Below are 14,803 nucleotides of genomic sequence, written 5' to 3' on the forward strand. Positions count from 1 at the left end.
GTCGTCGCGCAGCCGGCCGCGTGGCCGTGGGCCGTCGGCGGCGTGGTGGCGTCGCATCTCGCGCTGACCGCCGCCGGCCTGTGGCCGCGCAGCACGCTGCTCGGTCCGAACTGGACGCGCCTGCCGCCCGGCGCCGGCCGCCGCATCGCGCTGACGATCGACGATGGCCCGGACCCGGACGTCACGCCGCGCGTGCTCGACCTGCTCGACCGTTACGACGCACGCGCGACGTTCTTCTGCATCGGCGATCTCGCGCGCCGTCATCCACGCTGGATCGAGGCGATCGTCGCGCGCGGTCACGCGATCGAGAACCACAGCCAGCGGCACCGGCACACGTTCTCGCTGTCGGGGCCCGCCGCGCTGCGGCGCGAGATCGCGGCCGCGCAGCAGACGCTGACCGAGATCGCCGGTACGCGCCCGCTGTTCTTCCGCGCGCCGGCCGGCCTGCGCAACCCGTTTCTCGAACCGGTGCTGTGCGAGCTCGGCCTGCAGCTTGCGAGCTGGACGCGGCGCGGCTTCGACACGCGTGCGCGCGACGCCGCGACCGTCACGCGCCGCCTGCTGCACGGCCTCGACGCGCGCGACATCCTGCTCGTACACGACGGCCACGCGGCGCGCGACACGCGCGGCGAACCGGTCGTGCTCGACGTGCTGCAAGCGGTGTTGCGCGCGGCCGCCGACGCGCAGTTGCACTGGACCACGCTGCGCGCGGCGCTCGCGCCGGAACCGCCCGGCGAACCGGGCGAGCCGGCCGGTTCGGCCCCCCCGTTTGATAAAATCTGACCTCGAACGGCGCGCCTGCCAGCCCTGCTGCGGCGCCCGTTCCGGCCACCGGATGCGACCCTCGTGAAACCTCTCCTGCTCTCGCACTTCACCGCCACCAGCTGCATCGGCCGCGGCCTCGACGCGACCCTCGATGCGCTGCGCCACGCGCGCGGCGGGCTCACGCGCTGCGACTTCGAGCGTGCGGATCTCGACACGTGGATCGGCGCGGTGGACGGCGTCGATGCCCAGCCCGTGCGGACCGACCTCGCCGACTTCGAGTGCCGCAACAACCGCCTCGCGCAGCTCGGCCTCACGCAGGACGGCTTCGACGCGCGCGTCGCGGCGGCCGTCGCGCGCTACGGTGCGGCGCGCGTCGGCGTGTTCATCGGCACGAGCACGGCCGGCATCCTTGAAACCGAGCACGCATACCAGCGCCGCGCCCCGGCGAGCGGCGCGCTGCCCGCCGACTTCCGCTACGCACAGACGCACAACCCGTATTCGCCGGCCGCGTTCGTGCGCGCGTTCTTTGCGCTGCGCGGGCCGGCGATGGCGATTTCGTCCGCCTGCTCGTCCGGCGCGAAGGTGTTCGGCTCCGCGCGCCGCATGATCGAGGCGGGCTTGATCGACGCGGCCGTCGTCGGCGGCGTCGATTCGCTGTGCCTGACGACGCTGTACGGCTTCAATTCGCTCGAACTGCTGTCGCGCCAGCCGTGCCGGCCGTTCGATGTCGCGCGCGACGGCATCTCGATCGGCGAGGCCGCCGCGTTCGCGCTCGTCGAACGCGTGCCCGACCCACCCGCCGCACTCGACGCCGACGCGATCCTGCTGCTCGGCATCGGCGAATCGAGCGACGCGCATCACATGTCGTCGCCGCATCCGGACGGGCTCGGCGCACGCGTCGCGATCGAGCAGGCACTCACATCCGCCGGCCTCGGCGCGACCGACGTCGACTACGTGAACCTGCACGGCACCGCGACGCCGAGCAACGACGCCGCCGAAAGCCGCGCGATCGGCGCGCTGTTCGCCAGTACGCCGTGCAGCTCGACGAAGGGTGCGACCGGCCATACGCTCGGCGCGGCGGGTGCGCTCGAGGCGGTCGTCGCCGCGCTCGCGCTGCGCGAGCAGTTCGTGCCGGCCGGCGTCAACACGACGCAACCCGACCCGGCACTCGCCGCCGACTACGTGCTCGCGAGCCGCGATGCGCGCGTGCGCGCCGTCCTCTCCAATTCGTTCGGTTTCGGCGGCACGAATTGCAGCCTGATCCTCGGCCGCGCCGACCACGCACGCCGTTGAGGCCCGCCATGACACTCACCGCCTACATCGAAAGCATCGGCCTCGTCGGCCCCGGATTGACCGACTGGCCGCACGCGGCCGACGTACTCGCGGGCCGCGCGCCTTACGCGCCCGCCCGCACCGAGTTGCCGCCGCCTGCCGGCCTGCCGTCGGCCGAGCGGCGCCGCACCGGCCCCGTCGTGCGCGTGGCGCTCGCGGCCGGCCACGAAGCGGTGGCCGCGAGCGGCCGCGACGCCGCGACGCTCGCGACCGTGTTCAGCGCGTCGGGCGGCGACGGCCAGAATTGCCACGCGATCTGCGAAACGCTTGCCGGCGACGATCGTCAGCTGTCGCCGACGCGCTTCCACAACTCCGTGCACAACGCGCCGGCCGGTTACTGGAGCATCGCGACCCGCACGATGGCGACGTCGAACGTGCTGTGCGCGCACGACGGCAGCTTTGCCGCGGGCCTGCTCGAAAGCCTGTGCCAGGTCGCGGTCGATCGCGTACCGACCCTGCTGATCGCGTACGACACCGACTATCCGGAGCCGCTGCGCGCGGTGCGGCCGATCGGCGACGCATTCGGCGTGGCGCTCGTGCTCGCGCCCGACGCGAGCGAGCGCGCGCTCGCCCGCATCGACGTGCAACTCACCGACGCACCCGCCACGATGCTCCCGCATGCCGAGCTCGACGCGCTGCGCGCCGGCAATCCGGCCGCGCGCGTGCTGCCGCTGCTCGACGCACTCGCCGCAAGGCGCACGACCCGCGTCGTGCTCGACTACCTGGCCGATACACGCGTGCAGGTCGATGTCGCGATGCCGGATACGTACACGGAGCACGCGTGATGACCGTGACGACCCCGCTCGCGCCGCCGCTCGACCACGCGTGGATCGCCGCGCACATTCCGCACGACGGCGCGATGTGCGTGCTCGACACGGTGGATGCATGGGATGCCGACCGCATCCGCTGCACCGCGACGAGCCACCGCGATCCGCACAACCCGCTGCGCGCGCACGGCCGGCTCGCCTCCGTCTGCGGCATCGAATACGCGGCGCAGGCGATGGCCGTGCACGGCGCGCTGCTCGGCGCGCACGAAGCGCGCCCGCGCGTCGGCTATCTGGCGAGCGTGCGCAACGTCGACGCGTTCGTCGACCGGCTCGACACGTTCGCGCAACCGCTCGTCATCGAAGCGGAACGCGTGAGCGGCGACACCCGCTCGGTGCTGTACGGCTTCGTGCTGCGCTGCGGCGATCACGTGCTGCTGTCCGGCCGCGCCGCGGTGATGCTCGACGCATCGGCAGCCGGCGCGTTCAGCGCGGCGCCGGCCGGCAATCCGAATCCTCGATGAAGCCGCTTACCCAACGGAAGGAAACCAGGTCGTGAAAGTTCGTCAGTTTATTGGCACCGCGCTCGTTCTGGCGCTGATCAGCCCGATCGCGCACGCGGACATGTCGGAAGTGAAGCAGGACATCAAGCGCGATTCGAAGGAAGCCGCGCACAAGACCGGCGAGGCGGCCCGCAGCTTCGGCCACGCGACCGCGAGCGCCGCGAAGGCGGTCGGGCACGGGGTCGCACACGTGTCGCGCGAAGGCTGGGATGCCACCAAGCGCACGACGAAGCGGATCTTCCACAAGAACGACTCGGGCGAGTCGGGTGGAAAGAGCGAAAAGAGCGATTGATCGGCGGGCATCGCGCGCATCGCCGATGGCATGCGCGCGATGCGTGAGCGCTCGTCAACCGTGACGCATCACGGCCGCGCGGCCGCCGCCGTCAACGTGCGCCGCGCAGGCGGCGTGCCGGCCTGGCCCGCACGCGCGCGAAGCACTTGCCGTACGCGACGAGCCAGCAATCGCGATGATCGAAGTTCCGCAGCAGCCGCGCACGGCGCCGCTCGAGCCAGTAGAGCGAGATCGCCATCGTCAGCGCGACGGCCAGTGCCGTGCCGCCGATTGCGAGTCCCATCCAGGTGTCGCCCATGCCTTCTCCGGAATGCGAAGCCGAAGCGGCGCGCCTGCCGCCGCCCCGGCACTGGATAGTGCGGAACGCGGCCCGGCACGTGCGCGCACGCCGCCGGGCCGCCGCGCGTCAGTGCATGTGCTGGCCGCCGTTGATCGCGATGTTGGAGCCCGTCACGAAGCCGGCCTCCTCCGAGCACAGGTAAGCCACCAGCGCCGCGACTTCCTCGGGCTTGCCGAGCCGGCCCGCCGGAATCTGCGGGAGGATCTTCGAGTCGAGGATGTCCTGCGGGATCGCCGTGACCATCTTCGTCGCGAGGTAGCCCGGCGACACCGTGTTCACCGTCACGCCCTTGCGCGCGATCTCGAGCGCGAGCGATTTCGTGAAACCGTGCATGCCGGCCTTCGCGGCCGCGTAGTTGGTCTGGCCGACCGAACCCTTCGAGCCGTTCACCGACGAGATGTTGACGATGCGGCCCCAGCCGCGCTCGACCATGCTTTCGCAGACCGGCTTCGTCATGTTGAACACGGAATCGAGGTTGGTGCGGATCACCGCATCCCAGTTGACCTTGTCGAGCTTGCGCAGCGTCATGTCGCGCGTGATGCCCGCGTTGTTCACGAGAATGTCGACCGGGCCGACGTCCCGCACGATCTTCTCGATGCATTGCTGGCACGAATCGTGATCGGCCACGTCCACCGGGTACGCGTGGAACTCGCGACCGGCCGCGTGCATCTCGGTCAGCCAGCGGTCCGCGCCGGTGTTGTTCGGCGAATACGTGACGACTACCCGGTGGCCCGCGTCGTTCAACCTGATGCTGACCGCTTCGCCGAGGCCGCCCATTCCACCAGTCACAACTGCAATTCGCTTAGTCATCCTATAAATTACCGACAAAAAAGTAATCGATGAAGGCGGGGCGACGGCATCGCACATGCTGCCGCCCCTCCGCTTCGATGCGCAGCCGCCCGCGTCGCGGACGCGGCACGCACCGGCACCTCGCGCGTGTTGTTCACTGCTTGTCGTGCGCGAAAACCGCTTCGCCCGCGTGCGACGCCGGCCGGCGCCGCACGCGGGGCGAGTCGTCAGACCCTGCTCACGCGCGCTCGACCGCGAGCGCGACGCCCATCCCGCCGCCGATGCACAGCGACGCCAGCCCGCGCTTCGCATCGCGCTTGGCCATCTCGTGCAGCAGCGTCACCAGGATCCGGCAGCCCGACGCGCCGATCGGGTGGCCGATCGCGATCGCCCCGCCGTTCACGTTCACCTTCGACGTGTCCCAGCCCATCTGCTTGTGTACCGCCAGCGCCTGCGCCGCGAACGCCTCGTTGATCTCCATCAGGTCCAGGTCGCCCGGCGTCCAGCCCGCGCGCTCCAGGCACCGGCGCGATGCCGGCACCGGGCCCATCCCCATCACGCTCGGATCCACGCCCGCATTCGCGTACGCCTTGATCCGCGCCAGCGGCGTCAGGCCCAGTGCCGCCGCCTTCTGCGCCGACATCACCAGCACCGCCGCCGCGCCGTCGTTCAGCCCCGACGCGTTCGCCGCCGTCACCGAGCCGTCCTTCGAGAACGCCGGCTTCAGCCCGGCCAGCGATTCCGCCGTCACGCCGTGACGCACGAATTCATCGGTGGCGAACTGCAGCGGCTCGCCCTTGCGTTGCGGAATCGCCACCGGCACGATTTCGTCGTCGAAGCGACCGGCCTTCTGCGCGGCCTCCGCCTTGTTCTGCGACAGCGCCGCGAATGCATCCTGCTGTTCGCGCGTGATCCCGTATTCCTTCGCGACGTTCTCCGCCGTGATGCCCATGTGGTACTGGTTGTACACGTCCCACAGGCCGTCGACGATCATCGTGTCGACCAGCTTCGCGTCGCCCATCCGGAACCCGTCGCGCGAGCCCGGCAGCACGTGCGGCGACGCGCTCATGTTCTCCTGGCCGCCCGCGATCACGATCTCCGCGTCGCCCGCGACGATCGCATTCGCCGCCAGCATCACGGCCTTCAGGCCCGAGCCGCACACCTTGTTGATCGTCATCCCCGGCACTGCGCTCGGCAGGCCGGCCTTGATCAGCGACTGGCGCGCCGGGTTCTGCCCGGAGCCGGCCGTCAGCACCTGGCCCATGATCACTTCGCTGACCTGCTCGGGCGTCACGCCCGCCCGCTCCAGCACCGCGCGGATCACCGTCGCGCCCAGCTCGGGCGCCGCAATCTTCGCAAGCGAACCGCCGAATTTGCCGACCGCGGTCCGCGCGGCCGATACGATCACTACTTCCGTCATGTCCAGTTCCTGCATCGAAATCAGTTCGTCGTTCTGACGCCGGCGCGAGCCGGCCTCGGCTGGCGATCACGCGTCTCGGGCCATCCGGCGCGATAGCGGTCGCACGCCGCCGTACGGCGCACAGCGCCCGTTCGCACGGGCGACGCACCGGTACGGCTCGCCGGTTCACCGGCGTCTTGCGGCAAACCGGACGTTCGCCGGACCCCGCGCGGCACACGCGGGTCCGGCGTCATCCGGCGCCGATCAATCGTGTCGCGCTCGTGCGCGACACGTGCTTGCGTGGCGACGCGATTACGCAGCCGATTCGCGTGCGGCCGCGGCGTCCTTGCGTGCGGCGGCAGCCGTTTGCTTCGCGCCGCGCGTGGCCGTTTCGCTGACCGCATCGAAGCCGCTCTGTGCGGCTTCGATTGCCTGGCCCGTCGCTGCGCGCACCGAATCAGCTGCGGCGGTCGCGGCCGACAGCGCCGAGTTCAGCGCGGCCACCACGGGCGCCGAGCCGGCCGGTGCATGCTTCGACAGTTCGCCGAGCACGTCCTTCAGGCGCTTGTCGTTCTGTTCGTATTGCGCTTGCGCGACCTTCGCCCATTCGGACTGCGTCGACACCGCGATATCGAACAGATGGCGGCCGTACGACACGACCTTGCCGGCCGCTTCCTGAGGCGCTGCGACCTGCTGCGCGAAGCCCGCGGCCGGGTTGCTGCTGTTGAATGCGTTCTTCAGCTTGTCCTCGTATTCCTCGAGCGCCGTCCGGGCCGCTTGCAGGTTGAGTTCGACGACAGCCTCGAAACCCTGGATCGCCGGACGAGCGATCGCAAACCACGCGGCGATACCGGATTGATATTCGGCGTTGATTTTTTCGGGGGCAAATACGGACATCGGGCACGCTCCTGTTAGCAATGCGAGAGACAACGTAAAGAAAATTGGAAGCCAGATCGACAGCAGACTTCCTTATTGACAACCCGTCACTTATTTGAGCACGGGAAGTTGAAGGAGGCCATTCTAGATCGATTAATTGTCAATTAAATGGCATTAATGATAGGTGTAAACCCTTATTCCTAATCGAGACAACCGCTGGAACACGCAATGCGCCGAAAGCGCGGACAAAAGCCACGCACCACCCTGTCCCGTAATGTATTTTTACCTTTTTACAGGATAGCGGATCGTGACGTCGCGCAACATTTACCAATTCATTATTCCGTTTATTAGAAAACCGGGACGTATTGAAAATGGAGCAGTCACTTATGTAATCGTTTTTTCTGGATTTATTATGAAATCGTTTTCGGGATTATTAATGACGGAATCAATGATCGGATGAATTGCGGGTCGCAATAAAAAAGGCCGCATGATGCGGCCGCGTGCGCGTCAGGCAGGTGCGGAATCAGCCGGTCAGTTCGCGATGCAGCGCGAGGAACTCCTGCGCGAGCTTGTGCCCGGGTTCGAGGTGAATCACCGGCCTGGACAGCTGATGCGACTCGCGGATCTTCACCGATGCCGACAGCCTCGACGCGAGCACCGGCAACCCTTCTTCGACGAGCTCGTCGACCAGCCGCTGCGGCAGGCTCGCCCGTGGCTGGAACTGGTTGATGACGATCCCTTCCACCTCGAGCGCCGCGTTGTGGTCCTGCTGGATTTCCTTCACGTTCTCGAGCAGCGTGTACAGCGCGCGACGCGAGAAATCGTCGCAGTCGAACGGGATCAGGCAGCGCTCGACCGCGATCAGCGCCGAGCGCGTATAGAAATTCAGCGCGGGCGGCGTGTCGATGTAGACGGCGTCGTAGGCGTCGAGCTCGTTCAGCGCGTCGCGCAGCTTGTAGATCTTGTAACGCGATTCGAGCTTGCCGTGCAGCGTGTCGAGCTCCGGATGCGCGGGCATCACGTCGAGCCCTTCGAACGGGGTCGGGTGGATGAACGACGTGACGTCGACCGGACGGAAGTTGAAGGTCAGTGCCGTTTCGAAAAAATCGGCGACGCCCGGCTGCGCGTCGGGCGCGGCATCGCCGAGCAGGTAGCGCGTGGAGTTCGCCTGCGCATCGAGGTCGATGACGAGCGTGCGCAGCCCTTCGCTCGCGCTGATCGCCGCCAGGTTGCAGACGATCGTCGATTTGCCCACGCCGCCCTTCTGGTTGAATACGACCCGCCGCATTTTGTCTCCTCGATCGAATACGTCGAAAGGAGCAGCTTAGCCGGACAATTGTGGCGGTCGCGTGACGCAGGTCGAATTGTGCGCATCCAGGCACGGGGCTGTATCAGCGGCGCGTCACCGGCCCCGACACGTACCGGTTGCCCGGCACGCTCCACCGCCATGGCAGATCCGTGCCGACGCGAATGCCGATGCGCGGCCCGCCCGCCAGATCGGCGGGCGGCGCGATGCCGTCGTCGACGATCGCGAACCCTTCGTGCGCGCCGATCAGGTCGACACCATCCTGCGCGCCGGTGATCCCCATCGCCTGGGTCAGCCGCGCCGGCCCCCGGCACAGGTCGCGATCGCGCGTCTGCGGCGGCCGTACCGCACGCATCTGCTCGAGCCCTTTCAGCGGCTCGAGCGCACGGATCAGCACACCCGTTCCCATGCCGTCCGGGCCGCACACGCAATTGCAGCACCAGTGCATGCCATAGGTGAAATAGACGTACAGGTGCCCCGGCAGCCCGAACATCGTCGCGTTACGCGGTGTCTTGCCGCGATAGGTATGCGCGGCCGGGTCGATCGCACCGGCATAGGCTTCCACTTCGACGATCCGCCCGGCCCGGCCATCCGCCGCAGCGAGAATCTTGTTCAGCAGTTGCGGCGCGACGTCGGTAGCCACGCGGTCGAAAAACGCGCGGGACAGCACGGTGCCCGGCCACCGAGGCGCGGCGTCACTGCGCGGCATCCCGCCCCTCCGGTTGAAGACCGGGAACGGCCTTCGCCTGCAGACGAAGCCGACGGTACGCGTCGACCAGATCGTCGAGGCCGAACGCGAGGTTTCTCCCGCTGGGATTGGGCAGCACCCAGACGCTCGCCCCCTGCATGCGGGCCGGTTGCAGCCCCCACTCGACTTCTCGCTGACCGGAAAGCGCCGAGTACGCCGCCTTGCCGAGAAAGGCGACGAAGCGCGGCGCATAACGCGCCACCTTCTGTTCGAACTCGGCAGCCGCGGCGATGAATTCCGCGCGCGAAAGCTGATCGGCACTCGCGGTCGGCCGCTTCACCACCGCCGTCAGGCCGCAGCCATACCGGAGTATTTCGTGGTCGTCCTGCGGCGACATTTCCGCCGGCGTGAAGCCCGCGAGATGGAGCACGCGCCAGAAGCGGTTGCTTCTCCCCGCGAAGTGATGCCCGGTCGCGGCCGCGGTCAGGCCGGGGTTGATCCCGCAGAACAGCACGTCGAGATGCGGAGCGATGAGATCGGGAAGTTCGTCAGCCACGGTTTGCCTGGCGCGCAAGGAACATCGACGTAAACGAAACAAGGCCCGAAGACCCGGGCCAAGCAACTGGCTTGACTCGGACATTCGGGCCCATCGTGATGCTGGATGCCGGCTTGTCGATCAGAACGGGATATCGTCGTCCATCTCGTCGAAGCCGCCGCCTGCCGGTGCGCTCGGACGGCTCTGCGCGCCGCCGCCTGCACCGCCACGCGCGGCACCACCGGCACGACCGCCGCCGCCACCGCCACGCTCCATCTGCTCGCCACGGCCACCGCCGCCGCCACCACCGTAGCCGCCGCCGTAACCGCCTTCGTCACCGCCACCGCCGCCGCCGCCGCCCGCACCGCGGCCGCCGAGCATCTGCATCTGGTCGGCGACGATTTCCGTCGAGTAACGATCCTGGCCGTCCTGGCCCTGCCACTTGCGCGTGCGGATGCGGCCTTCGATATAGACCGACGAACCCTTCTTCAGGTATTCGCTGACGATTTCCGCCAGACGACCGAAGAACGCGACGCGATGCCACTCGGTCATTTCCTTGAAATCGCCGCTTGCCTTGTCCTTGTAGCGGTCGGTCGTCGCGAGACGGATGTTCGCAACCGCGTCGCCGCTCGGCAGGTAACGGACTTCAGGATCGGCGCCGAGATTGCCGACGAGGATGACCTTGTTGACGGATGCCATGTGTTTCTCCAGTAAATTCGATGCCGGGCCGCCCGCTCATGCTGTCGGTACGGCCCGCCGGGCAAGCCGGCGAGCGCCGCCGGTGCCTGCCCGAAGTAAGTTCAGGCCTTGCGCGGCGGCGCTTTCATGCTGGCCGCGATTATAAGCCACGCGGCAACGAGCCCCGAACACGTGTAGAAGACCGTATTGGCGCCGCCGTGCTTCAGCAGCCAGCCGCCCACGATGCCGCCGAGCGCGAGCCCGATGGACTGCGTGGTGTTGTAGACGCCCGTGGCCGCGCCCTTGCGCGAACCGGGTGCGAGCTTCGACACGAGCGACGGCTGCGACGCTTCCAGGATGTTGAAGCCGAGGAAGTAGACGAAAAGAACTGCCGCCACAATCAGGATGGTATGCGGCGCGCTGCCCAACAACAATTGGCCGATCAGGATAGCCAGGATGCCGCCGAGCAGCACCGGCTTCATCTTGCCCCGTTTTTCCGCGACGATGATCGCCGGGACCATCATCACGAACGCGAGCCCCATCACCGGCAGGTAGACCTTCCAGTGCGAGGCGACCGGCAGGCCGCCGTCGACGAGCAGGCGCGGCACGACGAGGAACAGCGCCGTCTGCGTGGCATGCAGCACCAGCACGCCGAAGTTCAGGCGCAGCAGCTCGACGTTGTGCAGCACCTCGGCGAACGGCGCGGGCACGTGCACGGGCTTCGCCGCGTCGGGCACGATCCACAGCACGACGCCGATCGCGAGGATCGACAGCACGCCGACGATCGCGAACAGCCCGCTCATCCCGACCCAGTGGAACACGATCGGCGCGCCGACGATCGCGACCGCGAACGACACGCCGATCGAGCCGCCGACCATCGCCATCGCCTTCGTGCGGTTCTGCTCGGAGGTCAGGTCGGCGATGAACGCGAGCACCGCGGACGACACCGCGCCCATCCCCTGGATCACGCGGCCGACGATGATCCACGTGATGTCGTGCGCGGACGCGGCGACGAAGCTGCCGATCGCGAAGATCACGAGGCCGGTCGCGATCACCGGCTTGCGGCCGAACTTGTCGGACGCCCAGCCGTAGAAGATGTAGAACAGCGACTGCGTGACGCCGTAGGCCCCGAGCGCGATACCGACGAGCAGCACGTTGTCGCCGCCCGGGATGGTTTTCGCGTAGACCGAGAACACCGGCATGATCATGAACAGGCCGAGCATGCGTAGCGCGAAGATCGCCGCGAGCGACGTGGTCGCGCGCAATTCGGGCGCAGTCATGCGGGAAGACGTGGCAGACGGATTGGACATCGGGAATGAATTTCGAATGATCGGAATGTCCGCCCGACACCGGGCGGCGGAAGATCAGGACCAGCGGCCCGGGAGGCTTGGCCGGCGACACGTCGGGGCAGGATTCAGGCAGCCCGCAGGCCACCCGGAACCGCGCGATGCGGCCGCTTTCCCGGCGCAGGCGTCACCTTGCTGCCACCTGCTGCTAAGGCTGGGGGCCCCAAACGACGGCCTCGAAAAGCCGTTATAGTAGCAGGTTTGGTTCCCTCCATTTTCGCCAGGTTCATGGAACAGATCCGCATCCGTGGGGCTCGAACCCACAACCTGAAAAACGTCAATCTCGACCTGCCGCGCCACAAGCTGATCGTGATTACCGGGTTGTCCGGGTCGGGCAAGTCGTCGCTCGCGTTCGATACCCTTTATGCCGAGGGCCAGCGCCGCTACGTCGAAAGCCTTTCCGCGTATGCCCGCCAGTTCCTGCAACTGATGGAGAAACCCGACGTCGACCTGATCGAAGGCCTGTCGCCGGCAATCTCGATCGAGCAGAAGGCGACGTCCCACAACCCGCGTTCGACCGTCGGCACGGTCACGGAAATCCACGACTACCTGCGACTTTTGTTCGCACGTGTCGGCACGCCGTACTGCCCCGACCACGACATCCCGCTGGAAGCGCAGAGCGTGTCGCAGATGGTCGACGCGGCGCTCGCGCTGCCCGAGGAAACCAAGCTGATGATCCTCGCGCCCGTCGTCGCGGACCGCAAGGGCGAGCACGCCGAGCTGTTCGAGGACATGCAGGCGCAAGGTTTCGTGCGCTTTCGCGTGCGCTCGGGCGGCGGCGCCGCGAACGAAGGCGTCGCGAAGATCTACGAGGTCGAGTCGCTGCCGAAGCTGAAGAAGAACGACAAGCACACGATCGACGTCGTCGTCGATCGTCTCAAGGTGCGCCCGGACATGAAGCAGCGGCTCGCCGAATCGTTCGAGACGGCGCTGCGCCTCGCCGACGGCCGCGCGATCGCGCTCGAGATGGATACCGACCGCGAGTACCTGTTCAGCTCGAAGTTCGCGTGCCCGATCTGCTCGTACTCGCTGCAGGAACTCGAGCCGCGCCTGTTCTCGTTCAACAACCCGATGGGTGCGTGCCCGGAATGCGACGGCCTCGGCCAGATCACGTTCTTCGATCCGAAGCGGGTCGTCGCGCACCCGTCGCTGTCGCTCGCCGCCGGCGCCGTGAAAGGCTGGGACCGCCGCAACCAGTTCTACTTCCAGATGCTGCAGAGTCTCGCGGCGTTCTACGAATTCGACATCGACGCCGCGTTCGAGGACCTGCCGGAAAAGATCCGGAAGGTGCTGCTGTTCGGCTCGGGCAAGCAGACGATCCCGTTCTCGTACATCAACGAGCGCGGCCGCACGACGATCCGCGAACACGTGTTCGAAGGGATCATCCCGAACCTCGAGCGCCGCTACCGCGAGACCGATTCGGTCGCGGTGCGCGAAGAACTGTCGAAGTACCAGAACAACCAGCCGTGCCCGTCGTGCGACGGCACGCGCCTGCGCCGCGAAGCGCGCCACGTGCGGGTCGGCACCGGCGACTACGCGCGCGGCATCTTTGAAATCAGCGGCTGGCCGCTACGCGACGCGCTCGGCTATTTCGACGGCCTGACGCTCGACGGCGCGAAGGGCGAGATCGCCGACAAGGTGATCAAGGAAATCGTCGCGCGCCTCACCTTCCTGAACAACGTCGGCCTCGACTACCTGTCGCTCGAGCGCAGCGCGGAAACCCTGTCGGGCGGCGAGGCGCAGCGCATCCGGCTCGCGTCGCAGATCGGCTCGGGCCTCACGGGCGTGATGTACGTGCTCGACGAGCCGTCGATCGGCCTGCACCAGCGCGACAACGACCGCCTGATCGCAACCCTCAAGCACCTGCGCGACCTCGGCAACTCGGTGATCGTCGTCGAGCACGACGAGGACATGATCCGCACGGCCGACTACGTCGTCGACATGGGCCCGGGCGCCGGCGAGCACGGCGGCGTGATCGTGGCCGAGGGCACGCCAAAGCAGGTGCAGTCGAACCCGCAGTCGCTCACCGGCCAGTACCTGGTCGGCAAGCGCACGATCGAGTATCCGGACGAGCGGCTCGCGCCCGATCCCGAGCGGATGCTGCGCATCGTCGACGCGCACGGCAACAACCTGAAGCACGTCGATCTCGAGCTGCCGGTCGGCCTCTTGACCTGCATCACCGGCGTGTCGGGCTCCGGCAAGTCGACGCTGATCAACGACACGCTGTATCACGCGGTCGCGCGCCACCTGTACGGTTCGTCGGCCGAGCCGGCGCCGCACGAGGCGATCGAGGGCCTCGAGCACTTCGACAAGGTGATCAACGTCGACCAGTCGCCGATCGGCCGCACGCCGCGCTCGAACCCGGCCACGTATACGGGCCTGTTCACGCCGATCCGAGAGCTGTTCTCGGGCGTGCCGACCTCGAAGGAGCGCGGCTACGATCCGGGCCGCTTCTCGTTCAACGTGAAGGGCGGCCGCTGCGAATCGTGCCAGGGCGACGGCGTGCTGAAGGTCGAGATGCACTTCCTGCCGGACGTCTACGTGCCGTGCGACGTGTGTCACGGCAAGCGCTACAACCGCGAAACGCTCGAAGTGCAGTACAAGGGCAAGAACATCAGCGAAGTGCTCGACATGACCGTCGAGCACGCGTACGCGTTCTTCAGCGCGGTGCCGGTCATCGCGCGCAAGCTGAAGACGCTGCTCGACGTCGGCCTCGGTTACATCCGCCTCGGCCAGTCGGCCACGACGCTGTCGGGCGGCGAGGCGCAGCGCGTGAAGCTGTCGCTCGAACTCTCCAAGCGCGACACCGGCCGCACGCTGTACATCCTCGACGAGCCGACCACCGGCCTGCACTTTCACGACATCGCCCTGCTGCTGGAAGTGATCCACCGGCTGCGCGACCAGGGCAACACGGTCGTGATCATCGAGCACAACCTCGACGTGATCAAGACGGCCGACTGGGTGATCGACCTCGGCCCCGAAGGCGGCGCCGGCGGTGGCCAGATCATCGCGCAGGGCACGCCCGAGCAGGTCGCGAAAACGAAGGCGAGCTTCACCGGCAAGTACCTCGCGCCGCTGCTCAAGCGCACGGCCCGCAAGGTCGCGGCAGGCTGACGCGCCCGCCTGCCTC

The 14,803-nt window shown here is 67.7% G+C and carries 15 protein-coding genes; 6 read left to right on the forward strand and 9 right to left on the reverse strand.

Going from position 1 to position 14,803, the window contains the following annotated elements:
* The 5 genes from BDI24065_RS34265 to BDI24065_RS34285 form a co-directional block, all read left to right on the forward strand.
* Window positions 1-783: polysaccharide deacetylase family protein (locus BDI24065_RS34265; RefSeq protein ID WP_175034920.1), on the forward strand; the 783-nt coding region annotated here is incomplete at its 5' end.
* A gap of 63 nt (window positions 784-846) precedes the next feature.
* On the forward strand, window positions 847-2,058 hold the full coding sequence (locus tag BDI24065_RS34270; RefSeq protein WP_175034921.1) for a beta-ketoacyl-[acyl-carrier-protein] synthase family protein: 1,212 nt from the start codon (window positions 847-849) through the stop codon (window positions 2,056-2,058).
* Between the two features lie 8 nt (window positions 2,059-2,066).
* Window positions 2,067-2,882 carry a beta-ketoacyl synthase chain length factor gene (locus BDI24065_RS34275; RefSeq protein WP_175034922.1) on the forward strand — a complete coding sequence of 272 codons (816 nt, stop codon included), beginning with the start codon at window positions 2,067-2,069 and terminating at the stop codon, window positions 2,880-2,882.
* On the forward strand, window positions 2,882-3,385 hold the full coding sequence (locus tag BDI24065_RS34280) for a hotdog family protein (RefSeq protein WP_175034923.1): 504 nt from the start codon (window positions 2,882-2,884) through the stop codon (window positions 3,383-3,385). The genes BDI24065_RS34275 and BDI24065_RS34280 overlap by 1 nt, the downstream gene beginning before the upstream one ends.
* Before the next feature lie 31 nt (window positions 3,386-3,416).
* Window positions 3,417-3,716, forward strand: coding sequence for a hypothetical protein (locus BDI24065_RS34285; protein WP_039360203.1), 300 nt, complete (start codon window positions 3,417-3,419; stop codon window positions 3,714-3,716).
* Window positions 3,717-3,807: 91 nt separating this feature from the next.
* Here BDI24065_RS34285 and BDI24065_RS34290 read toward each other — a convergent pair whose 3' ends face one another.
* The 9 genes from BDI24065_RS34290 to BDI24065_RS34330 all read right to left on the reverse strand — a co-directional run bounded on the left by BDI24065_RS34290 (window position 3,808) and on the right by BDI24065_RS34330 (window position 11,637).
* Window positions 3,808-4,014, reverse strand: coding sequence for a hypothetical protein (locus BDI24065_RS34290; RefSeq protein WP_175034924.1), 207 nt, complete (start codon window positions 4,012-4,014; stop codon window positions 3,808-3,810).
* A 108-nt stretch (window positions 4,015-4,122) separates the two neighbouring features.
* A complete protein-coding gene (gene phbB / locus BDI24065_RS34295; RefSeq protein WP_043187380.1) occupies window positions 4,123-4,866 on the reverse strand; it encodes an acetoacetyl-CoA reductase in 744 nt (247 codons plus the stop codon).
* A gap of 217 nt (window positions 4,867-5,083) precedes the next feature.
* Complete coding sequence (locus tag BDI24065_RS34300) at window positions 5,084-6,265, reverse strand: acetyl-CoA C-acetyltransferase (protein WP_175034925.1); 1,182 nt, start codon at window positions 6,263-6,265, stop codon at window positions 5,084-5,086.
* Window positions 6,266-6,556: 291 nt separating this feature from the next.
* Entirely contained in the window at window positions 6,557-7,141 is a 585-nt protein-coding gene (phaP, locus tag BDI24065_RS34305; protein ID WP_175034926.1) for a TIGR01841 family phasin, read from the reverse strand.
* Between the two features lie 502 nt (window positions 7,142-7,643).
* Window positions 7,644-8,408 (reverse strand): ParA family protein, encoded by a 765-nt coding sequence (locus BDI24065_RS34310; protein WP_175034927.1) that lies wholly within the window; start codon window positions 8,406-8,408, stop codon window positions 7,644-7,646.
* 103 nt (window positions 8,409-8,511) lie between these two features.
* Window positions 8,512-9,135 carry a DNA-3-methyladenine glycosylase gene (locus BDI24065_RS34315; RefSeq protein WP_175034928.1) on the reverse strand — a complete coding sequence of 208 codons (624 nt, stop codon included), beginning with the start codon at window positions 9,133-9,135 and terminating at the stop codon, window positions 8,512-8,514.
* A complete protein-coding gene (gene mug, locus BDI24065_RS34320) occupies window positions 9,122-9,670 on the reverse strand; it encodes a G/U mismatch-specific DNA glycosylase (RefSeq protein WP_175034960.1) in 549 nt (182 codons plus the stop codon). The genes BDI24065_RS34315 and mug overlap by 14 nt, the downstream gene beginning before the upstream one ends.
* Before the next feature lie 120 nt (window positions 9,671-9,790).
* Complete coding sequence (locus tag BDI24065_RS34325) at window positions 9,791-10,348, reverse strand: single-stranded DNA-binding protein (RefSeq protein ID WP_059233184.1); 558 nt, start codon at window positions 10,346-10,348, stop codon at window positions 9,791-9,793.
* 101 nt (window positions 10,349-10,449) lie between these two features.
* A complete protein-coding gene (locus tag BDI24065_RS34330; RefSeq protein WP_043187349.1) occupies window positions 10,450-11,637 on the reverse strand; it encodes an MFS transporter in 1,188 nt (395 codons plus the stop codon).
* Window positions 11,638-11,901: 264 nt separating this feature from the next.
* On the opposite strand from BDI24065_RS34330, the gene uvrA reads away from it, so the two are divergent.
* Complete coding sequence (uvrA, locus tag BDI24065_RS34335; RefSeq protein WP_175034929.1) at window positions 11,902-14,787, forward strand: excinuclease ABC subunit UvrA; 2,886 nt, start codon at window positions 11,902-11,904, stop codon at window positions 14,785-14,787.
* Window positions 14,788-14,803: the final 16 nt, after the last annotated feature.

Source organism: Burkholderia lata, assembly GCF_902499025.1.
GTDB lineage: Bacteria > Pseudomonadota > Gammaproteobacteria > Burkholderiales > Burkholderiaceae > Burkholderia > Burkholderia lata_C.

Excerpts from the sequence above, each read along its gene's own strand:
- phbB (WP_043187380.1), bottom strand. The coding sequence starts at position 4,866 with ATGACTAAGCGAATTGCAGTTGTGACTGGTGGAATGGGCGGCCTCGGC.
- uvrA (WP_175034929.1), top strand. The coding sequence starts at position 11,902 with ATGGAACAGATCCGCATCCGTGGGGCTCGAACCCACAACCTGAAAAAC.
- BDI24065_RS34330 (WP_043187349.1), bottom strand. The coding sequence starts at position 11,637 with ATGTCCAATCCGTCTGCCACGTCTTCCCGCATGACTGCGCCCGAATTG.
- BDI24065_RS34300 (WP_175034925.1), bottom strand. The coding sequence starts at position 6,265 with ATGACGGAAGTAGTGATCGTATCGGCCGCGCGGACCGCGGTCGGCAAA.
- BDI24065_RS34315 (WP_175034928.1), bottom strand. The coding sequence starts at position 9,135 with ATGCCGCGCAGTGACGCCGCGCCTCGGTGGCCGGGCACCGTGCTGTCC.
- BDI24065_RS34280 (WP_175034923.1), top strand. The coding sequence starts at position 2,882 with ATGACCGTGACGACCCCGCTCGCGCCGCCGCTCGACCACGCGTGGATC.
- BDI24065_RS34275 (WP_175034922.1), top strand. The coding sequence starts at position 2,067 with ATGACACTCACCGCCTACATCGAAAGCATCGGCCTCGTCGGCCCCGGA.
- BDI24065_RS34310 (WP_175034927.1), bottom strand. The coding sequence starts at position 8,408 with ATGCGGCGGGTCGTATTCAACCAGAAGGGCGGCGTGGGCAAATCGACG.
- BDI24065_RS34325 (WP_059233184.1), bottom strand. The coding sequence starts at position 10,348 with ATGGCATCCGTCAACAAGGTCATCCTCGTCGGCAATCTCGGCGCCGAT.
- phaP (WP_175034926.1), bottom strand. The coding sequence starts at position 7,141 with ATGTCCGTATTTGCCCCCGAAAAAATCAACGCCGAATATCAATCCGGT.
- BDI24065_RS34290 (WP_175034924.1), bottom strand. The coding sequence starts at position 4,014 with ATGGGCGACACCTGGATGGGACTCGCAATCGGCGGCACGGCACTGGCC.